Genomic DNA, 24,513 nt, shown 5'->3' on the forward strand with positions numbered 1-24,513 from the left:
AGCTTAGCGCCGTTGACCTTGACGCCGGGGCCCATGGTGGAAGCCACCACGCAGCTCTTGATATACTGGCCCTTGGCGGCGGCGGGCTTGGCCTTGACGATGGCGCCCATGAGAGCGTTGAAGTTCTCGGTGAGCTTCTCAGCGCCGAAGGAGACCTTGCCGATGGGGCAGTGGATGATGTTGGTCTTGTCCAGACGGTACTCCACCTTACCGGCTTTGATCTCGGTAACGGCCTTGGCCACGTCGGGGGTGACGGTACCGGCCTTGGGGGAGGGCATCAGGCCCTTGGGGCCCAGGACCTTACCCAGACGGCCGACCACGCCCATCATGTCGGGGGTGGCGACGACCACGTCGTAATCGAACCAGTTCTCGGACTGGATCTTCTGGACCATGTCCATCTCGCCCACGAAGTCGGCGCCGGCGGCCTTGGCAGCCTCGGCCTTGTCGCCCTTGGCGAAGACCAGCACGCGCTGGGTCTTGCCGGTGCCGTGGGGCAGCACGATGGCGCCGCGGACCTGCTGGTCAGCGTGACGGGAGTCAACGCCCAGCTTCACGTGGAGCTCCACGGTCTCGTCGAACTTGGCGGGGGCGGTCTTCACCACCAGAGCCATAGCGTCGGCGGTATCATAGAGAGTGGACTTGTCGATCTGCTTAGCAGAGTCGGTATATTTCTTTCCTCTGAACATCGTTACTACCTCCTTCCCTTACTCTTCCACGGTGACGCCCATGGAGCGGGCGGTACCGGCGACCATGCTCATGGCGGCCTCGATGGAGGCGGCGTTCAGGTCGGGCATCTTGGTCTCGGCGATCTTGCGCAGATCGTCCTTCTTCAGCTGGGCGACCTTGGTCTTGTTGGGCACGCCGGAGCCGGACTCGATGCCGCAGGCCTTCTTGATGAGCACGGCGGCGGGAGGGGTCTTGGTAACGAAGGTGAAGGAGCGGTCGGCGTAGACGGTGATGATCACGGGGATGATCAGGCCCACGTCGTTCTTGGTGCGCTCGTTGAATTCCTTGGTGAAGGCGGCGATGTTGACGCCGTGCTGGCCCAGAGCGGGGCCGACGGGGGGGGCGGGAGTCGCCTTGCCGGCCGGGATCTGCAGTTTGACGTAACCAGTTACTTTCTGTGCCACAATGAGCACCTCCTACGAATGAATGTGGTTGGAACGGGATGCCTGAAGCATCCCTCCCACTTGTGCCTTGGACGGCGGGCGGCCATGCCGCCCAGGGTACTTAATCCTGTACCAGCTCCACCTGGTCCAGCTCCAGCTCCACCGGGGTCTCCCGGCCGAACATGGACACGACCACGCGGACCTTGCTGCGGTCCAGGTCGATCTCCTCCACGGTGCCCAGGAAGGACTCCAGAGCGCCGTCGGTGATCTTTACGGTGTCGCCCACCTGATAGGAGACCACAACCTCGCGCTTTTCCACGCCGAGGGCAGCGATCTCATCGTCGGTGAGGGGAATCGCTTTGTTGCCGGAGCCCACGAACCCGGTGGCGCCGCGCACGTTGCGGACCAGGTGCCATGTCTCATCGGTCATCACCATCTTGACCAGCACGTAGCCGGGGAAGACCTTCCGCTCCACGACCTTAGGGCCGTTGTCGGTGATCTCGGTGACGGTCTCCAGCGGGATTTTGACCTCGTGGATGAGGTCATGCATATTGCGGTTTTCCACGTGCTTTTCGATGGTGGCCTTGACTGTGTTCTCATACCCGGAATAGGTATGGACCACGTACCACTTTGCACTATCAGACATACCGCTACCCCTTAACCCTTAAAGAGGTCGATAAGGGCGGCGATGATGCTGCTGGCAAGAGCGTCGAAGACCCAGATGAAGATGCCGACCACGATAACGCAGACGATCACGATCACCGTGTTGTTAATGGTCTGCTTGGGAGTGGGCCACACGACCTTCTTGAGCTCGCTCTTCATCTCGCGGAACCAACGGGCGACACGCTGGAAAAAGCCAGGCTTTTCGTCCTTCTTGGCCTTCTTGTCCACCTTGGCGGGTTTAGCAGCGGCCTGGGCGTCAGCACCGGTCTTTTCGATCTTCTCGTTGTCAGACATTCGGTTTCACCCTTCTTTCTTGTGACACTTCCGCAAGCATCATCACTTGGTCTCGGTGTGGAGCGTGTGCTTTCTGCAGAAGGGGCAGTACTTGTTTCTCTCCAGACGGTCGGGAGTATTCTTCTTGTTCTTGTTGGTGACGTAGTTGCGCTGTTTGCACTCGGAGCATCTCAGGGTGATCTTCACCCGCGCACCGGCTTTTGCCATGTTTCGGCACCTCCTTCAATGGTTCGGACCCAACAAAAAATGCCGGGTCCGGCTATACCGAATCCCAGCACGTTCGAGAAAGGCACGGGCAAAGCCCGTCCCCAATCAAAACACGGTAGGTTCGGCATGATCTGCCTCCCTATGTCCTCCGGGGGAGGGAAAGGGTTTGTGCCCATTACACCGTAAAAATGCGCACAAAAATAAAGCCCTTTTTCATAGGTGCTAATAGCCTATCACAAGTCAGTGAGAAAGTCAAGCATATTTTTACAGTCTTGACAAGACTTCCGTGGGACCGATATAGTGGAAGGGAAAGGAGGGAGGACCATGCGTATCATGGCCATCGACTACGGCGACGCCCGCACGGGCGTGGCCATCTCGGACCCCACGGGATTGCTGGCGGGGTATACGGAGGTCATCCACAGCCGGAAGGGGGAGCAGGTTTGTGCCCGCCTTGCCGAGCTGGTGGAGCAATATCAGGTAGAGGAGCTGGTGATGGGCTTTCCCCGGAACATGGACGGCACCGAGGGACCCAGGGCGGAGCTCTACCGGGCCTTTGCCGGTGAGGTGGCGGCCACTACCGGGCTCACGCCGGTGCTGTGGGATGAGCGGCGGACCACCATCGAGGCCCACGACATCCTCCACGCCAGCGGCAAGAAGATGAAGAACCATAAAAAGACGGTGGACGCCGTGGCGGCGACCCTCATCCTGGAAGGCTACCTGACTCGGAAACGGACCCAGGGCTAAAAACAGCTCTACAAGAGAAAAAGGGGGGAGGAACATGGGGAATCGCATCAAACTCTTCACCTGGAAGGACCCCTATGACACAGCGGGGACGGAGGCGCTCTTCGTCTCCGCCATGCGGGACAACTGCGCCTTCCACTACGCCCACTGCCCGGAGTACCGGGCCATCCTGGACCACTTTGGTTTCCGGCCGGACATGCTGCGGACCACGGCGGACCTGGCCCGCCTGCCGGTGCTGCCCACCTTATATTTTAAATCCCACAAGCTTTTCTCCGTGCCGGAGAGCAGGATGCTCATCAAGGCCACCTCCTCGGGGACGAGAGGGAAGAAGAGCGTCATCGGTTTTGAGCTGGGGGGACTGTGGAGCGGCTTCCACATGGTGTGGCGTATCCTGCGCTACCACCGCTTTCTCTCCCCGGTGCCCACCAACTACCTCATTTTGGGCTATCAGCCCCACAAGAGCAATCAGACCGCCGTGGCCAAGACTGCCACGGGCTACACCTACATCACGCCCGCCATCCACCGGGAGTACGCCCTCAAATATAAGGATGGCGGCTACCAGGTGGACTTCGACGGGCTCATCCGGACGCTGGAGAGGTACAGCAGGTCCCGGTTCCCCACCCGGTTCATGGGCTTTCCCGCCTATACCTACTTCCTCATGGAGGAGCTGGAACGGCGGGGTCTCCGCTATCCGCTGCCCAAGAACTCCAAGATCTTCCTGGGGGGCGGCTGGAAGCAGTTCTACCGGGAGAAGGTGGATAAGGAGACCTTCTACGCCAAGGCCTGGGACCGGTTTGCCATCCCGGAGGAGCACGTCTACGAGTCCTTCGGGGCGGTGGAGCACCCCATCTACTACGCTGACTGCAAGTATCACCACTTTCACGTGCCGGTATACAGCCGGGTCATCATCCGGGACGTGCGGACCCTGGAGCCGGTGCCCAACGGCACCATGGGGCTGGTGAACCTCCTCACCCCCATGCTCAACGCCGTCCCCATCCTGAGTATCATGACCGACGACCTGGGGGTCCTCCACGACGGAGACACCTGCCCCTGTGGAGTGAAGTCCCCCTGGCTGGAGATCATCGGTCGGGTGGGTATGGCCGACATCAAGACTTGCGCCGCCGGCGCCGACGAGCTGAGAAAGGGGGCTGGCCTGTGATCCTGTACCGGGGAGAGATCCGTGATACAAAGGAGCAGAACAAGCTCCTGGACGGCCTGGAAGAGGTCATAACAGAGGTGCTCCAGCGGCCTGTGCCAACCGCGGAGACGGTGATCGCCGCCTGTGATGGCCTGGCAAAGCGGGTGCTCCGCGGGGAGTTCGACGGTATCATCGCCGCCCTGGGCCTGGACCGCCGCTTCACTCTGGCCCAGGCGGCGGCCGCCGCCAAGCTGCTCCTCCGGGACAGCCTGGAATTCAAGCTGAACCTGGAGCTGGGGCCGGATTGGGCGGGGCCGGAAACCGTAACGCCGCCCCATTCCGGTATCACTCTGACCAAAGAGGTCCTGCCCCTGGGGGTGCTGTTCCACATCGCCGCCGGCAACGTGGACGGTCTGCCGGCCTACAGTGCCGTGGAAGGCCTTCTCACCGGCAACGTGAACATCTTAAAATTGCCCCAGGCCGACGGAGGGCTGTCGGTGCTGCTGCTCCACGCCCTCACTCAGGCCGCCCCGGAGCTGGCCGACTATCTCTATGTCTTTGACACCCCCTCAGACGACCTGCCCGCCATGAAGAAGATGGCGGCCATGGCCGACGGCATCGTGGTGTGGGGCGGGGAGGGGGCGGTGTCCGCCGTCCGGGGGCTGGCGCCCACCGGATGCCGCCTCATCGAGTGGGGCCACAAGCTCAGCTTCGCCTACGTCACCCCCAGGGGGGAGACCCCTGAGGCCCTCTCCGCCTTGGCTGCCCACATCGCCGACACCCGGCAGCTGCTGTGCAGCTCCTGTCAGGTGATCTTCCTTGACACAGATGACCGGGAGACGGTCCGGGCCTTCTGCCGCCGGTTCCTGCCGATGCTGGAGGGGGCCATGGCGGCGGGAGCGCCTTTGGACGACGGCTCGGCGGCTCAGGTAACCCTGGCCCAGTACGAGCAGAGGCTGGAGTCCATCACCCAGCCCGGTCCGGAGGTCTTTTATGGGAAGGGCTGCTCCCTCACCATCGGGGAGGACGGGGAGCTGGAGCGCTCCCTCCAGTTCGGAAATCCCCTGGTGAAGGCCCTGCCCCGGGCACAGCTGCCCGCCATGCTGCGGCGGCACAAGGGGGTCCTCCAGACGGCGGGACTCCTCTGCGCCCCGGAGGAGCGGGAGGAGCTGGCCATGGCCCTCCTGCGCTCGGGTGTGGTCCGGGTCACCGGGCCGGGAGACATGAGCCGCACCACCTGCGGCGACGCCCACGACGGGGACTACCCCCTGAGGCGGTATACCAGGGTCACCGAGCGGTAGGGGGGCTTTTGCGAAAGAGCTCACGGAAACCCACGACCAGTAGAAAGCCCCCGAAGCAGCGGCGGAGGAGTCCCGTGTCCAGACCGGAGGCGGCCCAGGCGCACAGCCCGGCGGTGGCCAACCCGGCCAGGATGGCGGGAAGGGCGGCAGACCGGTCTACATAGCCGTTTTTGATGTGGCTTGGGAGGGCTGCCGCTGCGGCCGGTAGGAAGTAGACCAGGTTGATGCCCTGGGCCAGGTGCTGCTCCACCCCGGCGAAGGCGGTGAGGTAGAGAAGAAGCAGGGTGCCGCCCCCCACGCCGAAACCGGAGAGGACTCCGGTGGCGGTGCCTGCCAGGAGGGCCGTAAGCCAGCTCATAGGGCGAAGAGGGACCGGATGCCCCCGTAGAGGAGGAGCAGGCCGAAGCCCCGCCGGAGCCAGTCCATGGACAGTTTTTTGAAGAGCTTGCCTCCCAGCCAGCCCCCCAGCAGTCCGCCCAGCAGGTAGGGGAGGGCGGCGGTGAGGTCCAGCCCGCCCCGGAAGAGGTAGATGCCTGCGGAGAGAACGCACAGGGGCAGGATGATGGCCACTGAGGTGGCGAAGGCCTTCCGTTCTCCCAGACCGCACCACCCGGCCAGTAGGGGGACCAGCACCATTCCGCCCCCACCGCCGAAGAAGCCGTTTACCGCCCCGGCCAGTGCGCCGGCCACCGCAGGGCGCAGCCAGTTTTGCGTCTGTTTAATAAAAATCCCTCCCTTGGCAGTAGTTTGCCAGAGGAGGGATTTTTTATGCCAACTTAACGTATACCGGTCAGGTCCATGACCACCTCACCGGCCAACATCAGCCCGGCGGTAGCGGGGACCCATACCACACTGGCGGGGACACTGCGGCGGCCGGGGGGAGGGGTCTCGGGCTGGTCGGCCTTGTGGGCCTGCTCCGGTGACCACACCACCTTGTGGTGGTGGATGCCCCGATTGCGCAGCTCCTTCCGCACCACCCGGGCCAGGGGGCAGCCCTCGGTTTTGGAGATGTCGGACACCCGCAGCAGGGAGGCGTCCAGCTTGTTTCCGGTACCCAGGGCGGAGATGATGGGCACCCTGCGGTTCAGTGCGGTTTCGATGAGGTCCAGCTTGCAGCTCACCAGATCGATGGCGTCCACGATATAGTCGTAATTCGCTGAGAAAAAGGTCTCACGGGTGTCGGCCTCATAGCGGCCTTGGATGGGATGGACCCGGCAGGAGGGGTTGACGGCCAGCACCCGCTGGGCCATGGCCTCCGCCTTGGGCAACCCCAGGGTGGACTCCAGGGCCTCGGCCTGGCGATTGAGGTTGCTCAGGTCTACGGTGTCCTGGTCTATAAGCGTCAGCTCACCCACGCCGGAGCGGGCCATAGCCTCGGCGCACCAGCTGCCCACGCCGCCCAGACCCAACACGCACACGTGTGCCTGGGCCAGTCGCTCCATGGCGTCAGGTCCCAGGAGCATGCGGGTGCGGAGAAAACGTGCGTCCATTTGGTTACCTCCTTAAAAAAATCCCCCGGAGGGAGCCTCCGGGGGATGGTGTACGTCTTAGCCCAGCAGAGCCAGATTGGTATCGTTGGTGGTGACGGGGTAGGTCTCCTCGATCTCGGTGGTCCAGGTGGAGAGCGCGTCGCTCTTGAGGGCGCTCTCGGCGGTGTACTTCCAGGTCAGGGTGTGGTCCTGGAGGTACATGACGTGCCAGCCGTACTGACCCTCCTGGTCGTTCTCCACCAGGCCGGTGTCGCCGGGCTGACGGCCGTCGGCAAAGGTCCAGTCGATGAAGGCGGGCAGGAAGCTGGTGGAGGGGGTGATGCCCTCGTAGAGGCCGCCGTTCTCAGCGGAGCCGGGGTCCTCAGAATACTGCTGGGCCAGGGCGCCGAAGCTCTCGGCGGTCTTGTCGCCGGCGTTGTACTCGTCCAGGATCTCCTGGGCCTTGGCCTTGGCGGCGTCCAGAGCCTCCTGGGTGGGGACGGTGCTCTCGTCCACGTCCTCGGTGCTCGGGTCGTCCTCCTGGGTGAGCTCGGCCTTCACCAGGATGTGGCGCACGTCGGCGGAGCCGTAGCTCTCAGTGTCCAGGGCGCGGCTGGTGAAGCGCAGGACCCAGTAGCCGCTGTCGGCCACTTCGATGACGGTGAGGTCGCCCTCCTGACGGCCCTCGTTGGTGAGCCAGGACACACAGTCCTCGCTGCCGGAGGAGAAGCCGTTGGACAGGCTGGCGCCCACCACGGTGGTCTCGTAGCTGGTGGCCTCGTCATCGCTGTCCTCGGAGTCGGACTGGGTGGCGGCGGCAGCCAGGGTATCGAAGTCACCGCCGTCCTCCAGATCCTGGAGCAGCTTGTCTGCGGTGGCCTTGGCGGTAGCCATAGCGGTGGCCTTCTCGGAGTCGCTGGCCTCCACGGTATTGCCGTCGGCATCGGTGGTGGAGGGGGCGGAGCCATCGATGAACACGGAGGAGTAGGTGAAGGTGTCCAGGTCGGCGGCGTGTTCACTATAATAGTTGGTGAGATCTTCGTCGGTGTAGGTCAGGGTATCGGCGTGGGCATTGTAGTACTCCTGAGCCAGGGTATCCCGGGTCAGGCACTCACGCAGAAGACTCTCGGTCATATAAGGACCATACACATTGCGGATATAGGACTTGAAGGAGGTGCCGTACTGGGCGGCGTAACCCTTCAGCTGCTGGATGGTGTCCTCGATGCTCTGGGCGCCCTCCTCGGAGAGGGTGAAGCCCTCGGCCTCAGCGGCAGCGGCCAGGGAGGCATATCTCTGGAGAGAATCCACAGCGCTCTGGCGCAGGGTCTCGTCATCCACGGTCAGGCCATACTGGCTGTACATGTTGGCGGTGGGATAGTAGTAGTAACCCATCTCGGCCACGGTGTAGTCCTTACCGTTGACGGTGGCGACTACCTTGCCCTTGGTAAAGATGCCGCTGTGCCACACCAGCAGGGCAACGACCAGAACGGCCAAGATGATGCCCACCACGGTGTAAAGGATGGTTTTGCTCCGCTCCTTGCGGGCAGTCTCCGCCTGACGGCGTTCCTTTTCGGTAGGGCCGTTGGCGGCAGCAGAGATGCGCTGTTTCTTTTCACGGGAAGCACTCATTACTCTTGCTCAGTCCTCTCAAATATTGTGCTTTTTCTGTGCTTTGGTGACTCAATGTTGCATTATACAGGAAACGGGGACGGCTTGCAAGTCCCAATCTGCCTATATTCGGGCAGGAGGAGACGTATTTTACAGAAAGTTCATGGTTGGAGCACCGGTCGGGGAGGGGATAAAAAAACCGTCCCAGCACTTTGCTGGGACGGTGGAACGGTAAAATAGATCTCCCGCTCTGGCCGTGTGGCCCTGATCAAACCTGCACGAAGATGGCAGGTGGGTCGCCTCCGCACCGCTTTACTGCTTCCAACTTCCAACGCTCCCGAAGGAGGCCGGGAGGCCTGCAAGCCACGGCACGAGGTGGGCGTCCCGTTTCAGAGATGTGGGTTTAAAAAGAAACCATCACGTACCGAGCAGGAGAACCTTATTCCTCTTCTTCTGCGAAAAGGGCTTCCATAAACTGCTGGTAGACAGCCTCCAACTCCTCTTCATCATCCAGAGTGGCCAACTGCTCCTCACCGTCGATCTCCACGACCTTCAGGATGATGAGCCCGGCCTCCTCATCTTCTTCTTCCGGGGGTTGGCCCTCTTCGTCGGCCTCCTCTGCGGGGAAAAAAGCCATATAGACCGCGCCGTTGTATTCAATGGTATCCAGATGCTCCAGCTCGATCTCGTTGCCGTCCTCGTCAGTGAGGCTGACAAAATTACCGCCGTACTCGTCACTCATGGTGGCTGGCACCGCCCTTCTTGTTTCTGCACATATTGTACCCTGTGCGCCGGAAAAATGCAAGAGTCGAACAAGCCAAATTTTGTTGAGAGGATAAATATGGAATAAATGGGAAGTGATAGGGTAGACAAACAGGGGCTTTTCCACTATAATATAAAAGCCTTGCTATGACCGGAGGGAGAAACGGACCGGTCAAAGGCACGTTACGAGTATATATGGGACCGTGCGGCCTTTGGGCCGGGAACGGAGGTATTTCATTTGGCAGAGACAAGACGCACCACCAACCAGAACGGGGAGCCCCCCAGGCGTCCCCGGCGGAAGAGCAGAGGCGGTTCGGTCGCCGTGACGATATTAAAAGTGATCGGCACATTGTTCCTCATCGGATGCACCACCGGCGCGATCCTGGCCTGCTTTGCCGCAACCTATATCAAGACCGTCATCATTCCGCAGGACTACGTGGACGCCAGCGCCTACTCCATGAACCTGTCCTCCACCATCTACTACACCGACTCCACTACCGGCGAGACCAAGGAGCTGCGCACCCTTCACGGGGAGGAGAACCGGGTGAAGGTGGATTATGAGGAGATCCCGGAAAATCTGGTCAATGCCCTGGTGGCGATTGAGGATCAGCGATTCTGGACCCACCACGGTGTGGACTGGCGTCGGACCGGCGGAGCTTTCCTCAATATGTTTTTGGGGATGAAGGATACCTATGGCGGCTCCACCATCACCCAGCAGCTCATCAAGAACATGACCCAGAACGACGATGTTACCGTTAAGCGTAAGATCCTGGAGATCTTCCGCGCCCTGGAGTTCGAGCGCAACTACAGCAAGGAAGAGATCCTGGAAATGTATCTCAACTACATCTACCTGGGCGAGAACTACTACGGCGTGGGCACCGCCTCCCTGGCCTACTTCGGTAAGCCGGTGTCCGAGCTGGACCTGGCCGAGTGCGCCAGCCTCATCGGCATCACCAACAACCCCTCCCGGTATGACCCCTATATCTCCGACTACACCAAGGGACAGAATAAGCAGCGCCAGGAGATTATTCTCAATGAGATGCTGGAGCAGGGTTATATCACCCAGGCAGAGCATGACGCCGCCGTGGCCGAGGAGCTGGTCTTTGTGGGTCGCGGACAGGGGACCACCTCCACCACCGCCTACTCCTACTTTGAGGATCAGCTCATCCGGGACGTTATCGCCGATCTGAAGGAGGCCTATGACCTCTCCGACCAGGTGGCCAGCCAGATGGTCTACAACGGCGGGCTGTCCATCTACTGCACCCAGGACCCGGCCGTCCAGGCGAAGGTGGACGCGGTGTACGAGGATCTGAGTAACTTCAGCGGCACCTCCTCCTCTGGACAGCAGCTCCAGTCGGGCATCACAATCATCGACAACGAGACCGGCAATGTGGTGGCCCTGGCCGGCGGTGTGGGCGAGAAGACAGCCAGCCTGCTCACGAACCGCGCCACGCAGTCCCTGCGCCAGCCCGGTTCCGCCATCAAGCCTCTGGCGGTATATGCCCCCGCCCTGGATCTGGGCGTCATCACCCCCGCCACCGTCATCGACGACTCCCCCTACAGTTTTGACGGAGATGGCGGCTCCCCCTGGCCGGTGAACTCTTACGGCCAGTATCGGGGCCTCGCCAATGTGTATACTGGACTTCAGAATTCGGTGAATACCCTGGCCGTCAAGATCCTGGGCCAGTACACCAGCCCCCAGGTGGCCTATGACTTCCTGGTAAAAAATCTGGGCTTCAGCACCGACCACTTGGTGGTCCAGGAGGAGCGAAACGGCACTGTTTACTCTGACATCGGTCTGGCCCAGATGGCTCTGGGTGGTCTCACCGACGGCGTCACCACCCTGGAGATGGCGGCGGCCTACTCTACCTTCCCCCGAGGCGGGCTGTATATCGAGCCCCGGACCTATACCAAGGTGGAGCGGGTGGACCCTGACACCGGTGAGGTGACCGTCCTGCTGGACAACCAGGCGGAGTACCACACCGCTATGAAGGACTCCACTGCCTGGTATATCAACACCATGCTGCAGAACGTCATCCGGAACGGCACTGGTACCTCCGCCCGCTTCGACGGCATGACCATCGCCGGCAAGACGGGTACCACCACCTCCCGCCGTGACCTCTATTTCGTGGGTTACAGCGCCTATTACACCGCCGCCGTCTGGAGCGGCTATGACCAGCCCGAGCGTATGTCCTCCGGTCTCCAGCAGCAGTCGGCCGTCACCTGGAAGAAGGTCATGAGCTCCATCCATGAGGGCCTGGAGGACAAGAGTTTCCCGACTCCCTCTGCTGGCACTGTTACCGTCAAGGTGTGTGCCGACAGTGGCCTGCTGCCCAATGAGGCCTGCTACCACGATGCCCGCGTGGGTGAGGGGGCGCGCATCATCTCCATGACCTTCGTCAAAGGGGATGAGCCCACCACTGTCTGTGATGTCCACAAAGACGTGGAAATCTGCCTGGATTCCCCCTTCCTGGATGCAGACGGAAATCCCAATGGTATGTATCACCTGGCTGGGGAGTATTGTCCCGCGGAGAGCCGCCGGACGGTGAGTATCCTGGACATCACCCGCGAGGGGGCTGCCGCTGCCGTGTCGGTGCGGGACAACCAGTTTACCACGGGACACATCAACGCATTGGGTGACGCCGCTTACTGTAACGTCCACACCACTGCCCAGGCACCGGAGCCCACGGAAAAACCGGAGATTGATCCCACCGATCCCACCACCTGGCCGGGGCCGGAGGATTACGACCGGCTGGAGGACTATAATAAGTTTAATCCCTTTGACGAGTCCACCTGGCCGGAGAATGTGAACGGTTCCTCCGGGCAGCAGACGCCGACCCCCAGCGAGACGGTGACCCTGCCGCCCACTGAGACTCCGGAAACAACACCGGGGCCCGTCAATCCGCCGGAGATAAGCGAAGAGCCCTATCTACCGGTAGCTTGACCAACGGACCATAATAAAGTGAGAAAACTGCCCTTCCCATTTGTGGGAAGGGCAGTTTTTACTGATGAATGCCTTTAGGCGAAATATAATCTATGGTTCAATTGAGCCATTTGCGGAGATATTTGGTGAGGATGGCCAAGATCATACAGATCACAGTGTCCCAGGGCCAGAATTCATGGCTTACATGCAAAATATCTCCCTGACCGGTCAAACTGGACGTTACCCGCCCGGGACAGGTGTTTGTCATATCTGAATACCGGATTTGGAGGCTGTCAACTGCTCTCCTTTTCCATCAGCACTAGGAGACCAACTGAGACTGGCAGGTCAACATCTGGCCGGTTTGGCTGTTCCGGTCCCGCCGCCCAGGTGCTGGAACGCTATGACCTCACTGTCCGGAACATCGCCAAGGCTGTCAAGGATCTGCGCTGGACCGCCGCCAAAGAGAGAAGAGAGAAAAGACCGCCGTCCGGCTGTTCCGGACGGCGGTCTTTGGTTTTGCGGCGGTCAGCTCTCCATGAGCCGGTAGAGAAGGACGGCAGCCTCGGCATGGGTAGCGGTGCGCTGCCCGGCGTAGGTGCCCTCCACCAGGCCCAGGCCCTGGGCCAGGGCGGCGTAGCCCAGTTCGCCTTCAGGGATGGTCTCCTGATCGGCGAAAGCACAGGTGAAAATGCCCTCTAACCCGGCCACCTTGCCGTAGCCCGCCCGGTCCAGCAGCATTTTGATGACACCGGCCCGGGTGAGGAGGGCGCTGTCGTTCCGCTCCTCCCTGGTGAGGGTGCCGGCGCGGTAGGCGGCGGCATAGACCTCGTTCCGCAGATCCTGGTCCTCACTGGCGGGGTCCACGGCACAGTAGTCCAGACTGTAAAGTAGGCTCACCAGGTCCCACTGGGTGAGGGCCTGTTCAGGTCCGAAGGTGTCGGCGTTGTAGCCAACGCCGTAAGCAGCCAGGGTTTCCACTGTCGCTTGGGCCCAGTGGCCCTCAAGATCGGTGTAGGAGAGTCCTTCAGCCTGGCTGGACTGCCGCTCTACCGGCGCTCCGGTTTTGGCGTCGATGCCCAGATAAGAGCCCTCTCGCTTCAGGGCATAGCCCAGCTTCAGATGGTAGAAGGACTGGAAGCCCAGCTGGAGGAGCTTGTCCTGGGCGGTATCGCCGGCGACCAGGGGCTCAGGAACATAGAGATAGCCCAGAGTTACGTCGTAGGTGCCCAGCCAGGCGTCCAGAGCCGCCTCGGCGTCGATGATGCCGTCGGGGGCGTCAAAGGTGACGTTTTCCTCATAGGTAAAGGATAGGCTGCTCACCGAGCCATCGGTGGAATCGATGCCCACAGTATAATAGTGGCTGGGGAAGAAGTAGCCGTTCTCCTGCCGGGCGAAGGTGAAGGAATAGAAGGGGGAACCCTCTGCCACGGAGTCAGTAGAGCTGTCATAGAGGGCCAGATGCCCGTAGTGCTCCGGGTAGTAGGTCTCCAGGAAGGCTTTAGCCTTGGCCTGTGCCTCCTCTGCGGTGAGCACAGGCTTCCGCTCTTCATTCTAAGGCCCCTGGGAGTAGATGCCCTCCACCACGCCGGCCTTGGCATCCACGGTGAAGGTCCGGCGCCAGGCGCCGTCCTCGGAGGAGCTGCTGTACTGGAGGGTGCAGATCACCCGGTCCTCCGTCTCCTCGTTGCCCTCCAGCAGGGTGTAGGAGGCGCTGACCAGCTCATAGCCAGTAAGGCCATATTCTTTTACGGAACGAAGTCCGGCGTCCAGCGCCTCCTTGGACTGAACACCCTCCAGCTTCTGGATGCCGGCCTGCTCGGCCTCGGTAAGTTCACCCCTGTCCAGGGAGGCGGAGGGTGCCGACTCAGTGGAGTCGGCGGCGGCGCCGGCGCCCAGGCCGTTCTCAAACATGCCGTTTTCCAATTCGGTGAGGTCGATGAGCTCACCGGTTGAGGCATCTGCGTAAAAATCGTGGCCGTACTCGGGCAGGTACCGGAGGACGGCGTGGGTAGGATCATCCTCGGAAGGGACGTACTCCAGCCGCAGATCCAGGGTGTCCCGTAGAAGGGCGGTGGCCTGGGCCTGAGTGGTGCTGGGCGTAGCCGAAGGGATGCCCCCCAGGCAAGAATTGGCCAGCACGTTCCGGCTGAAGCGAATCACTTCCATATCCTCCGCCCGGACGGTGATGGAGAGGGACAGGGGAGAGGGCAGGCCGTTTAAGAGAATGTCTGCGGTAAACCGATAGTCCCCGCCGCTGAGGTCGGGGGAGCGGGTGAGCTTCAGCTCCGCCGACTCCACGTCCTCGTCCAGCACCTTGTCCAGAAAGGCCTGGGCAGCGGCGGTGGCGGCATCGTTGTCCACCGCCGGGAAGGCGGGCAGGCTTCCGCCGGCGAGGGGTTCCGGTTCCTCCACATATACGGAGCGGGCGTAATAGAGGATGGTGCCGTCCTCCAGGGTGTCGATGTTCAGTGACCCGGTGTCCCTGGACCAGACCAGGGACCACACCGGGGACAGGGCATCCTCCTGGCACAAGCCCTGGAAGGAGGTGTAGGCGGTGGTATCCAGGTCCAGGGTGGATTTGACAGCCTGTGTCACCTGAGTGAGCCTGGCATCGGCATTTTCCGATTCGGCCATGGCGGGGAGGGCCGTCCCACAGAGCAGGGCGGCGCTGAGGAGCAGAGCGAGCGGCTTCTTCATGGTCTGACCTCCATCCTTGTACGCATTGGACTCCTTTATTTTACCAAATTTTTAGACGAAGGTGGAGATGAAAGGTTCCCAGCGTAGGGGAAAACTTGTAAAAAAGCAAAAAATGCCCCCGGCGCAGAGCACCGGGGGCATGGGAGAGTAATCCTTACTTGGTGTAGTTGTCAAAATAGCCCTGGACCAGGATGATGGGGGTGCCCTTGTCGCCGCTGCCGGAGGTCAGGTCGCACAGGGAGCCGATGAGGTCGGTGAGCCGGCGGGGGGTGGTACCCTGAGAAACCATCTGGCCTTTCAGGTCGGCATCCTTGTGGCGGATGTAGTCGGAGATGGCATCCTTGAGGGCGTCGCCAGATAGGTCGGCGAAGTCGTTGTCGGCCAGGTACTTCAGCTTAACCTCGTTGGGCTGTCCCTCCAGGCCGGCGGTGTAGGCGGGGGAGACAACCGGATCGGCCAGCTCCCAGATCTTGCCCACGGGGTCCTTGAAGGCGCCGTCGCCGTAGATCATGACCTCGATGTGCTTGCCAGTTTTCTCTTCAAAACTCTTCTGAATGCGGTCCACGATGGGCTGACAATCCCGGGGGAAGAGCTTGATCTTCTCCTCAGTGGCCTTGTTGCTGCCCAGCAGACCGTACTTCTCATTACAGCCGCTGCCGTCTACAGGGGCGGTCATCAGGTCGTCCAGACCCAGAACAACCTCGGCGCCGGCCTTCTTCAGCAGCCGCTTGGAGCGTTCCCGGGTGTGGATGTCACAGCAGAGGACGTGCTTGGTGTAGTCCAGGATAGCCCGGCAGTCGTTGGCCAGGATCACCTCTACTTCACAGCCGCAGCTGGTGATAACCTCTTTGTAATATTCGATGTAATCCACACCGGTAAAGACATGCTTGTGATAGCCGAAAAGCTCCCGATATTTGGCCTCGGAGAGCACATCCTTGTAGGGGTCTACGCCCTTCTCGTCCACCAGGTCCAGGTCGATGAGGTGGTTGCCTACCTCGTCGGAGGGATAGCTGAGCATGAGAACGATCTTCTTGGCGCCAGTGGCGATGCCCTTGAGACAGATGGCGAAGCGGTTCCGACTGAGGATGGGGAAGACCACACCCACGGTGTGGTCACCGAACTTGCTGCGGACGTCAGCGGCGATCTGGTCCACGGTGGCGTAGTTGCCCTGGGCACGGGCCACCACGGCCTCGGTCACAGCCACCACGTCCCGGTCATCCAGCCGGAAGCCCGCGCTCTCGGAAGCGGCCAGAACGCTGTCCACCACGATCTGGGCGATGTCGTCTCCTTCCCGGATGATGGGAGCCCGGATGCCTCTGGATACGGTGCCGACTAATCTTTCCATGGTTTTTCCTCCGTTGATCTGATTGCGGCGCCTGCCGTCCCGGACGAATCGCCGCTGCACATACACTGTTATTATATACTCTTTTCTGTCGGATGAAAAGGGATTTCACAGAAAAAACAAGAGTAATTTGGTGCAGAGAAAGCCCAGTAAGCCGCAGGCAGGAAAGGTAAACAACCAGGCCAGGGCGATAGAGCGGGCAACCTTCCAGTTTGGATGAGATCCCGCTCCCAGAATGGCGGCGGTTTTGGTGTGGGTGGTGGAGACAGGGAGACCCAGAAGGGTGCAGAGGAGAAGGGCGCCAGCCCCGGCCAAGTCGGCGACCAGTCCCCGGCGGAGATCCAGAGACACCATGTCTCGCCCTACAGTGTCAATGATCTTACGGCCTCCGAGGGCGGTACCCAGAGCCATAGTTCCGGCACACAGGGCGGTGAGCCACAGAGGCGTGGGTCCGGCGGTGCTGTTCTGTCCGGTGGCCAGCGCGAGACCCAGCAAAAAGATGCTCAGAAATTTCTGCCCGTCCTGGGCGCCGTGTAGGAAGGCCATGGCCGCCGCGCCCACCCGCTGGGCACAGCGATAAAAGGCGGCGCTCCATGGCTGGGGCGGACAGGCGGCAAAAATCTTTGCCAGGAGCCAGCCCAGCCCCACTGACAGCGGGAGGGACAGCAAGACCCTGATCCAAGCCCACAGCCCCACGTTGCTGATGCTCCCTTCCAGAGCAAGAGAGGCGCCTGTCAGCCCGGCCAGCAGCCCATGACTCTCACTGGTGGGAATGCCGAACAGCCAGGCCGCTGTGGACCATATGACAATGGCGGCCATGGCGGCACACAGGGACCACAGAGCGGTCTGTCGGTCACTGCCGAACTGGGCCAGTTCCAGGACGGTCCGGGTGACGGCGGGGAAATAGATGGCGGAGAGAAGGGCGCCCAGCAGGTTGCACGCCGCCGCAAGCATGGCGGCAGCGGAGAAGGAAAGGGCTCTGGAGGCCACGGCGGTGGCGATGGCGTTGGGGGCGTCGGTCCAGCCGTTGACCAAAATGACGCCCAGTGTTAGGAGGGCAACAGGCAACAGGCCGGGGACCGACAGAGCATCTGCCAGAGAAGAAAAAGACATAAGAATACCCCCTCCTCACAATGTACGGTGGGGAGGGGGTAGATATGTCGTTTTAAATCTCTGGCACAGACAGAGAGGGGGCGTTGAGGCCGAAGGCCGAACCGGTGTAGACTACTTCTGTATGGAGCAGTACGGCCTGGTCCAGACTGCCCTCTGGGATAGCAGGCGCATTCAGGTCCAGAGAGAAGGTGGCGTAGAGATCGTCACCCTCGGTGGTGAAGAGGGCCAGACTGCCGGGGGAGACCACCACTTCGCCGCCAGGAACGGGGAAGCCCAATTCGGTCATATCCAGAGTGAGCTGGGCGTCACCGGCGGTGATGGTAATGGTGTTGGCATCCGCATCATAGCTGCTGGACACCGACAAGGACAAAATCGCCACGTAGTCACCCGGGGTGAACTGCTGGACATCCCAGCTGCCGGAGCTGAAATCTACCATGTAAAGGCCCCAGGTGTTGCCGCCTGTGTTACCGCCCAGATAGGGTACCACAGCCAGCTCCTGGGCCTGGTCACCATCGAAATCCCCATAGGCCATAGCCGGCATATGAGCCGGGTCAGAGAGGAAGGGGATGGTGTCGTAGCGCCACTCAGTACCGACCCGAAGAATGAGACCCTGTTTGTCTCCCGGTCCGCAGGCGGCATAGAGCCAAGTGTCCTGTTCCGGGATCTGACACACCAGATAAAGCCCCGCATCATCCGGGCCCAGCGCTGTGACAGCCTCCAATACCTGCTCGCCGCTGGAGAGCTGGGTAGGGAAGTCGTTGAGGGTCAGGCTGTCCGGGTTGCCGTCCCACAGAAAGGGCGTACCGGTGGGGAGAGGCAGCGTTTCCGTGGGCTGAACCTCCGTGGACAGAGTGTCGGTTGGCACAGGCGTAGCGTCAGGAGCCTCAGTGGTGGGGACTGGTGTCTCCACAGTGAGAGTGGCGACGGGCGTTTCCGACAGTTCTGGAGATGGCGTGGTCGAGGTGTCGCCATTGCAGCCGGATAGAGCCAGCAGACAGGCAGTGCATAGGGTAATGAGCTTTTTCAAAGGGAAGGCCCTCCCTTCCATATCTTGGGGCATAAAGAATGGTTCGTCCGTAGATTATACCCTCTCTGACGGAAGAAAACAACCATAAAGTTATGAATAATGGGTAACGATTGGTTCCAAAGCTGTCACCGGGTCACAATTCCGACAGCTTTTTCCTTTGAATGCGGCGGAAAAAAATCAACGCGGCCAGACAGGCGAGGACCTCGGCCAGAGGAAAAGAGAGCCATATGAGTCGGGCTTGGACAAGGCCGAGGAGATAGGCGGCGGGGAGGATGAGGACCACCTGGCGCAGCAGGGAAATGACCAGACTGGTCATGGCGGCGCCAAGGGCCTGAAAGACGGCACAGAGCACGGTGGAGAGCCCGCTGAAGATGAGGCCGACAGCGATCCACCGCAGGGCCGGAATGCCGGAGTTCAGAACGGTCTGATCGGCGCCGAAGAGCCCCAGAAGGGGGCCGGGGATGAAGAGCAGCAGGGCGGTACCCACAGCCATGATGGCGGCGCCCAGGAACAGGGCAAACCGGGTCAGAGCCAGGATGCGCTCCCGGCTCCTGGCGCCGTAGTTATAGGCCACCAAAGGGGTAAGCCCGTTGGTGAGTCCGGCAACCGGCATGATGAGGAAGGTCTGGAGTTTAAAATAAGCGCCCAGGATGAAAACGGCACTGGGATCGTAGAGGGCCATGATCTTGTTGAGGCCCAGAGTCATAACGGAGGAGAGGGATTGCATGGCGGCAGCAGGGATGCCGATCCGGCACAGCTCAGCCAGAATGTCTCCTCTGGGGCGAAAGCCTTTGGGGGAGAGGGGGAAGCGGCGGAGCCGGCTGAGAAGAAGAAAGCCCACGGCCATGCCGGTCCACTGGCCCATGACAGTGGCGATGGCGGCGCCGGCCACCCCCAGGGCGGGGAAAGGCCCCAGACCGAAAATGAGGATGGGGTCCATAATCAGGTTGACCACAGCGCCCACCCCCTGGATCACCATGGGTCCCACCGGGTCACCGCAGGCCAGGAGGATGCGCTCGGTGGCAAACTGCATGGTCATGCCCACCGAGATACCGGTGACGATGGTGAGGTAGGTCCGTCCTGCCGACAGAATGGTGGGATCGGCAGTGAAGAAGGCCATGAAGGGCCGGGTGAGGAGCAGGGCAAAGGAGAGGAAGAGAAGGTAGCACAGCAGATAGAGAAAGATGCCGTTGAGGGCCACTGCCTTGGCCTCCGTCCGGTCCCCCTGGCCCAAGCGTTTGGAGAGGAGGGCGTTGAGCCCCACACCGACACCTACACAGACCGCCACCATAAACATCTGCACCGGATAGGCCAGGGACAGAGCCTGGAAGGCCTCTCCGCTGAGCCGGGAGACGAACATGGAGTCCACCAGGTTGTAGAGGGCCTGGATGAGCATGGAGAGCATCATGGGCCAGGCCATCCGCAGCAGAAGCGGACGCACCGGCATGGTGCCCATACGGGCGTCATCCATGTGTGCTCCTCCTTTCCATATCAAATTCAGACCACCGTGGTGGGTTCCACCCGGATGTCCCGCAGAGTAAAGTCATCCCCATCACAGTCGATGGTGGCCAACACGTTGGCAAAGAGGACGCCGGTGGCGTCCAGCCGGGCGCCCAGCACCACGGTGAAGACTCCGTCCTGTTCCCGGAAGAAGCAGGTGTCCAGCGTAAGCTGGCCTGGGTCGGACCGGTACTGACCGGGTACCTGGTAGACGGCGCTGGTGGCGCCGTAGGACAGGGTAAACCGGCCGGAGGCGGTGTCGTAGTCCGTCTCTACCTCCTCCAGGGCTTTCCGGGCACAGACCTCATGGGTGACGGCCAGGTCGGACCAGGTGTCCTCCACCAGGCGATAGATATGGAGGTCATAGGCAATCCTATCCCCCTGGGCTTCCATGAGATAGCGGACCGCCAGCTCCTCCTGATCGTCACCGTCGGTGTCGGTGAGGTAGAGCTCCGGCAGGGCGGGGGCCTCCGGAGAGGCGAATGCCTGGTCGAAGTGGGTGAGCTCCTCCCCACGGCGAAGGAGGACGCCACCGCCGTAGCCGTCGTTCAAACCGTAAAGGTAAAATTCTTCACTGAGCTTGCAGCCCAGGAGATAGACCTGTGGACTATCATCAGAAAAGAGATCGTTGGGGTCGGCCAGGGAGGTGGGAAGGTCGTCCAGGGTGAGGGAGGCCCAGGGCGCCTCATCTTCGGCAGCGGCAGTGGCCGTTGGCCGGGGTGTGGCGGGGGTGGGCGTCCAGTTGAGAGGCTCCTCCTTGCCGCAGGCGGCCAGGAGGGTCAGGGCGCACAGCAGAGCGGGCAGGATCGGCTTTTTCATCATCACAGCTCCCTCGTGTAGCGCAGGTCCACACAGATGGCGTCAGGGGGGAAGGGGATGTCGGCGTGGGTGCCGTCCCAGGCGAAGCCGTGGGCGGCATAGAACCGGCGGGCCTTCTCGTTCTCCCGGAGGACGAAGACAAAGCAGTTCTTGTAGCCCTCCTGGCGCAGGCGGTCCATGGCCTCCTCGATGAGAAGGCCGCCGTAGCCCTTGCCCCGTTCGGCGGGGTGGGTGTAGAAGGAGATGAGCTCTCCCCAGCCGGCGTAGGCGGCGTTAGGGAAGTCGGAGCCCTCCTTGGTGCCGGCATTGTAGTTCTCGGTCCGGGCGGGACCGTAGTTGATGCAGGCCACCGGGGAATCATCTCTGTAAAGCAGAAGCCCATGACAGCGCTTGAGACGGTAATCGTCCCGGAAAAAGGGGACCCAACGCTCATCGGTGATCTCCCGGGCCATGTACTCCGCCGGCACCGCGTCCACATAGGTGTCTCTCCAGCCTAAGGCGTGGATGAGGGACATGGCGCGAAAGTGTTCATCGGTACAGGCGTCTACAAAGTGCAGCTGTTCCATCGGTATTCCTCCAGTTTCGGACATTTTCCAATTATAGGGAATCCCCGGCCTCCCAAACTGGGAGACCGGGGAGGGAGATCACACGGCGGCGGGCTCGGACTGGGCGTCCGCCTGGGCGGAGGCGCGGGCCTCCTCTTCGGCGTGCTGCTTGGCGAGGCCGCGGGCGTTGGCCAGCATGAGCTTGATGCGGTTTTCCTGGTTGATCTTGGTGGCGCCGGGGTCGTAGTCGATGGCCACGATGTTGCTCCAGGGGTAGTCGTCCTTGAGCTTGCGGATCATGCCCTTGCCCACGATGTGGTTGGGCAGGCAGCCGAAGGGCTGAGTGCAGACGATATTGGGCACGCCGGTGTGGATGAGCTCCAGCATCTCGGCAGTGAGGAGCCAGCCCTCGCCCATCTTGTTGCCGTCGCCCAGATAGCCCTTGATGTAGCTGTGGAGCTCGTCGAAGTCGCCGGGAGCCCGGAAACGATTGGAGCGCTTGAGGGCGTCGATGAGGGCGTGCTGATATTTCTTCACGTATGCGGCAAAGAGCTGGCAAACCTTCTGCTTGATCCACTTGCCGCCGTAGAGATCCACGTCCACATCCCGGTTGTAGATCTTGAAGATGACGAAGTCCACCAGGCCGGGGACCACCGGCTCCGCCCCCTCGGAGAGGAGGAACTGGTTGAGGTTGTTGTTGCCCAGGGGGGCGTATTTGACATAGATCTCGCCCACCACGCCTACGCGGACCTTCTCCTCGCCGGTAACGGGGATGGCTTTGAAGCGCTCGATGATGCGGTCAAAATTCTTCACCATGCTCTTGTAGGAGAGACCCTTGCCCTGAGCCATGTCCTCCAGGAGGAAATCCATGCATTCGGAGGTCACCCGATCGGTGTCGCCGGCGGTGATCTCGTAGGGGCGGACCTGGTTGCCCACGTTCATGATGAGGTCGCCGTACATGACGGCAAAGATGGCCTTGCGGATGAAGCCCAGGGTGAGCTTAAAGCCGGGGTTATGCTCCAGGCCGGACAGGTTTACCGAGATGACGGGGACATAGGAGAGACCCGCCTTCTCCAGGGCCTTGCGGAGCAGGTGGATGTAGTTGGAGGCCCGGCAGCCGCCGCCGGTCTGGGTGATGACCAGAGCCACCTTGTGGGGGTCGTACTTGCCGCACTGCACCGCGTTGATGAGCTGGCCGATGACCAGGATAGCGGGGTAGCAGGCGTCGTTGTGGACGTACTTCTGCCCGGCGTCGATGACCGGCTTGCCGGTGTTACTCAGCATCTCCACCTTGTAGCCCTCATTCTGCATGATGCGCACCAGCAGAGCGAAGTGGTCAGGGAGCATCTGGGGGACCAGGAGGGTGTACTCCTCCTTCATCTCCTTGGTGAAGAGGAGACGGCCCGTCTTGTCGTATACCAATTCTGCCATAACAGTAGTTCCTTTCAGCGATGAGGCGCGCCCAGATTGGGTCGACGCTGTCATGTATTTTTACCTGACAGGCGCTGTGCCTCAGGCGGTAGCCTCTTCACGGGCTGGTTCCTGACCCTTTCTGGCGTCCATGGCGGCCATGAGGGAGCGGATGCGGATGCGCACGGCGCCCAGGTTGTTGATGTCGTCGATCTTCAGCTGGGTGTAGAGCTTGCCGCCCTTTTCCAGAATGTCGCGCATCTCGTCGGTGGTGATGGCGTCGGTGCCGCAACCGAAGGAGACCAGCTGCACAACCTGCATGTCGGGCTGGGTGCAGACGTACCGGGCGGCGTTGTACATCCGGCTCTGGAAGGTCCACTGGTTGAGGACCTTCCGGGGGGCGTAGCCCTCCAGATAGGAGAGGGCGTCCTCGGTGACCAGCACGAAACCGAAGGAGGTGATGAGGTCGTTGATGCCGTGGTTGATCTCCGGGTCGATGTGGTAGGGGCGGCCGCACACCACGATGATGTTCCGGCCCTCGGCCCGGGCCTGGGCAATGTACTTGGCGCCGGTCTCCCGCACGTCGTGGACGTAAGCGTCGTAGGCGTCATAAGCCGCCTTGGCAGCCCGGACCGACTCCTTCCTGGGCACGCCGAACTCCTCCTCCATGAGCTTTGCGACGCGCTTTTCAAAGTCCTTGTGCCGCCAGAGGCCCACATAGGGGTCCAGGTACTTGGTCTGCTTGAGCACAGGTACGTTGGCAGCCAACAGCTCGGGGTAGTAGGCCACCACGGGGCAGTTGTAGTGGTTGTCGCCGATGCCCTCGTCGTTGTTGTAGGACATGCAGGGGTACCAGATGGCGTCCACGCCCTCCTCCACCAGGGCCTCCACGTGGCCGTGGAGCAGCTTGGCGGGGTAGCACACCGTGTCGGAGGGGATGGTATGCTGTCCTTTCAGGTAGAGCTTCCGGGAGGACTCAGGAGAGAGGACCACCTCGAAGTTGAGCTTGGTGAAAAAGGTGTACCAGAAGGGCAGGTTTTCGTACATGTTGAGGCCGAAGGGGATGCCGATCCGGCCTCGGGAGCCGTCGCCGTCCCCCTTGCCCTCCATGGCCCGGAGCTTGTTGTACTTGTAGACCATGAGGTCGGGCATGGACACCTTTTCCTTGCCCAGGGGGCGGGAGCAGCGGTTGCCTGAGATGAACTTGCGCCCGCCGTCGAAGTTGTTGACGGTGAGGGAACAGTGGTTGGTGCACAGGTTGCAGGTCACCGGTTTTGCGGTGTGAGTAAAGGACTGTAAAGCTTCTTGGCCTAACAGAGAACTCTTCTCCAGATGGAGGTCCCGGGCGGCCAGGGCGGCTCCGAAGGCGCCCATAAGGCCGGCAATGGTGGGCCGGGTGACGTTGCGGCCCAGCTCCAGCTCGAAGGCCCGGAGGACAGCGTCGTTGAGGAAGGTGCCGCCCTGGACCACGATGTGCTTGCCCAGGTCGTCGGCGGAGGCCGCCCGGATGACCTTGTAGACGGCGTTCTTCACGATGGAGATGGAGAGGCCGGCGGAGATATCCTCCACGCTGGCGCCGTCCTTCTGGGCCTGCTTGACGCTGGAGTTCATGAACACGGTGCAGCGGGAGCCCAGGTTTACCGGATGACGGGCAAAGAGGCCCAGCTTGGAGAAGTCGGCGATGTTGTAGCCCAGAGCTTTGGCAAAAGTCTCAATGAAGGAGCCGCAGCCGGAGGAGCAGGCCTCGTTGAGCATGATGGAGTCCACGGCGCCGTTGCGGATCTTGAAGCACTTCATGTCCTGGCCGCCGATGTCGATGATGAAGTCCACGTCGGGGTTGAAGTG

The 24,513-nt window shown here is 61.5% G+C and carries 24 protein-coding genes and 1 other RNA gene; 4 read left to right on the forward strand and 21 right to left on the reverse strand.

Annotation, left to right across the window (positions count from 1 at the left end; translation table 11 throughout):
• From rplA to rpmG, 5 genes are all read right to left on the reverse strand, one after another.
• A partial coding sequence (gene rplA / locus Q0K15_RS05330; protein ID WP_294513387.1) for a 50S ribosomal protein L1 occupies window positions 1-686 on the reverse strand: 686 nt, incomplete at its 3' end.
• Window positions 687-704: 18 nt separating this feature from the next.
• Window positions 705-1,130 (reverse strand): 50S ribosomal protein L11, encoded by a 426-nt coding sequence (rplK, locus tag Q0K15_RS05335; protein ID WP_130850194.1) that lies wholly within the window; start codon window positions 1,128-1,130, stop codon window positions 705-707.
• Between the two features lie 100 nt (window positions 1,131-1,230).
• Window positions 1,231-1,755 (reverse strand): transcription termination/antitermination protein NusG, encoded by a 525-nt coding sequence (nusG, locus tag Q0K15_RS05340; RefSeq protein ID WP_130850193.1) that lies wholly within the window; start codon window positions 1,753-1,755, stop codon window positions 1,231-1,233.
• A gap of 11 nt (window positions 1,756-1,766) precedes the next feature.
• A complete protein-coding gene (secE, locus tag Q0K15_RS05345) occupies window positions 1,767-2,066 on the reverse strand; it encodes a preprotein translocase subunit SecE (protein ID WP_294513394.1) in 300 nt (99 codons plus the stop codon).
• Between the two features lie 42 nt (window positions 2,067-2,108).
• A complete protein-coding gene (rpmG, locus tag Q0K15_RS05350) occupies window positions 2,109-2,273 on the reverse strand; it encodes a 50S ribosomal protein L33 (RefSeq protein WP_033119311.1) in 165 nt (54 codons plus the stop codon).
• A 324-nt stretch (window positions 2,274-2,597) separates the two neighbouring features.
• On the opposite strand from rpmG, the gene ruvX reads away from it, so the two are divergent.
• Genes ruvX through Q0K15_RS05365 form a run of 3 tightly spaced genes read left to right on the forward strand, consistent with a single transcriptional unit; the run spans window position 2,598 to window position 5,453 of the window.
• Window positions 2,598-3,017, forward strand: coding sequence for a Holliday junction resolvase RuvX (gene ruvX / locus Q0K15_RS05355; RefSeq protein ID WP_294513398.1), 420 nt, complete (start codon window positions 2,598-2,600; stop codon window positions 3,015-3,017).
• A gap of 34 nt (window positions 3,018-3,051) precedes the next feature.
• Window positions 3,052-4,173: an acyl-protein synthetase gene (locus Q0K15_RS05360; RefSeq protein WP_294513401.1), complete on the forward strand. Its 1,122-nt coding sequence runs from the start codon at window positions 3,052-3,054 to the stop codon at window positions 4,171-4,173.
• The gene (locus Q0K15_RS05365; protein WP_294513404.1) at window positions 4,170-5,453 is read left to right on the forward strand and encodes an acyl-CoA reductase; all 1,284 of its coding nucleotides are present in this window, start codon (window positions 4,170-4,172) and stop codon (window positions 5,451-5,453) included. Before Q0K15_RS05360 ends, Q0K15_RS05365 begins: the two co-directional genes overlap by 4 nt.
• Here the strand turns inward: Q0K15_RS05365 and Q0K15_RS05370 are convergent.
• The 6 genes from Q0K15_RS05370 to Q0K15_RS05395 form a co-directional block, all read right to left on the reverse strand.
• Window positions 5,440-5,811 carry a TSUP family transporter gene (locus Q0K15_RS05370; RefSeq protein WP_294513407.1) on the reverse strand — a complete coding sequence of 124 codons (372 nt, stop codon included), beginning with the start codon at window positions 5,809-5,811 and terminating at the stop codon, window positions 5,440-5,442. The genes Q0K15_RS05365 and Q0K15_RS05370 overlap by 14 nt on opposite strands.
• Window positions 5,808-6,182: a TSUP family transporter gene (locus Q0K15_RS05375; RefSeq protein ID WP_365933336.1), complete on the reverse strand. Its 375-nt coding sequence runs from the start codon at window positions 6,180-6,182 to the stop codon at window positions 5,808-5,810. The genes Q0K15_RS05370 and Q0K15_RS05375 overlap by 4 nt, the downstream gene beginning before the upstream one ends.
• Window positions 6,183-6,229: 47 nt before the next feature.
• Complete coding sequence (locus Q0K15_RS05380) at window positions 6,230-6,943, reverse strand: tRNA threonylcarbamoyladenosine dehydratase (protein WP_294513410.1); 714 nt, start codon at window positions 6,941-6,943, stop codon at window positions 6,230-6,232.
• Window positions 6,944-7,000: 57 nt separating this feature from the next.
• Window positions 7,001-8,551: a peptidylprolyl isomerase gene (locus Q0K15_RS05385; protein WP_294513413.1), complete on the reverse strand. Its 1,551-nt coding sequence runs from the start codon at window positions 8,549-8,551 to the stop codon at window positions 7,001-7,003.
• 217 nt (window positions 8,552-8,768) lie between these two features.
• Window positions 8,769-8,968: non-coding RNA, 6S RNA (gene ssrS, locus Q0K15_RS05390), on the reverse strand.
• A 1-nt stretch (window position 8,969) separates the two neighbouring features.
• Window positions 8,970-9,272, reverse strand: coding sequence for a DUF1292 domain-containing protein (locus Q0K15_RS05395; RefSeq protein WP_294513416.1), 303 nt, complete (start codon window positions 9,270-9,272; stop codon window positions 8,970-8,972).
• Window positions 9,273-9,530: 258 nt separating this feature from the next.
• On the opposite strand from Q0K15_RS05395, the gene Q0K15_RS05400 reads away from it, so the two are divergent.
• Entirely contained in the window at window positions 9,531-12,236 is a 2,706-nt protein-coding gene (locus Q0K15_RS05400) for a transglycosylase domain-containing protein (RefSeq protein ID WP_294513419.1), read from the forward strand.
• A 504-nt stretch (window positions 12,237-12,740) separates the two neighbouring features.
• Here the strand turns inward: Q0K15_RS05400 and Q0K15_RS05405 are convergent.
• The 10 genes from Q0K15_RS05405 to Q0K15_RS05450 all read right to left on the reverse strand — a co-directional run.
• Entirely contained in the window at window positions 12,741-13,748 is a 1,008-nt protein-coding gene (locus tag Q0K15_RS05405) for an S-layer homology domain-containing protein (protein ID WP_294513422.1), read from the reverse strand.
• Window positions 13,749-13,766: 18 nt separating this feature from the next.
• Window positions 13,767-14,912: a hypothetical protein gene (locus Q0K15_RS05410; protein WP_294513425.1), complete on the reverse strand. Its 1,146-nt coding sequence runs from the start codon at window positions 14,910-14,912 to the stop codon at window positions 13,767-13,769.
• A 154-nt stretch (window positions 14,913-15,066) separates the two neighbouring features.
• A complete protein-coding gene (locus tag Q0K15_RS05415; RefSeq protein WP_294513428.1) occupies window positions 15,067-16,257 on the reverse strand; it encodes a coenzyme F420-0:L-glutamate ligase in 1,191 nt (396 codons plus the stop codon).
• A 105-nt stretch (window positions 16,258-16,362) separates the two neighbouring features.
• On the reverse strand, window positions 16,363-17,367 hold the full coding sequence (locus Q0K15_RS05420; RefSeq protein ID WP_294513431.1) for an inorganic phosphate transporter: 1,005 nt from the start codon (window positions 17,365-17,367) through the stop codon (window positions 16,363-16,365).
• A gap of 52 nt (window positions 17,368-17,419) precedes the next feature.
• The gene (locus tag Q0K15_RS05425) at window positions 17,420-18,394 is read right to left on the reverse strand and encodes a hypothetical protein (protein WP_294513434.1); all 975 of its coding nucleotides are present in this window, start codon (window positions 18,392-18,394) and stop codon (window positions 17,420-17,422) included.
• A gap of 133 nt (window positions 18,395-18,527) precedes the next feature.
• Window positions 18,528-19,865, reverse strand: a complete 1,338-nt coding sequence (locus Q0K15_RS05430) for an MATE family efflux transporter (protein WP_294513438.1) — start codon at window positions 19,863-19,865, stop codon at window positions 18,528-18,530.
• 26 nt (window positions 19,866-19,891) lie between these two features.
• Entirely contained in the window at window positions 19,892-20,713 is an 822-nt protein-coding gene (locus tag Q0K15_RS05435) for a hypothetical protein (RefSeq protein ID WP_294513441.1), read from the reverse strand.
• A gap of 2 nt (window positions 20,714-20,715) precedes the next feature.
• A complete protein-coding gene (locus Q0K15_RS05440) occupies window positions 20,716-21,279 on the reverse strand; it encodes a GNAT family N-acetyltransferase (protein WP_294513444.1) in 564 nt (187 codons plus the stop codon).
• 78 nt (window positions 21,280-21,357) lie between these two features.
• On the reverse strand, window positions 21,358-22,689 hold the full coding sequence (locus tag Q0K15_RS05445; protein ID WP_365933330.1) for a 2-hydroxyglutaryl-CoA dehydratase: 1,332 nt from the start codon (window positions 22,687-22,689) through the stop codon (window positions 21,358-21,360).
• An 81-nt stretch (window positions 22,690-22,770) separates the two neighbouring features.
• Window positions 22,771-24,513 (reverse strand): acyl-CoA dehydratase activase-related protein (locus Q0K15_RS05450; protein WP_365933333.1); only part of this gene is annotated, 1,743 nt, incomplete at its 5' end.

Source organism: uncultured Intestinimonas sp. (genome assembly GCF_944387245.1).
Taxonomy (GTDB): Bacteria; Bacillota; Clostridia; order Oscillospirales; family Oscillospiraceae; genus Intestinimonas.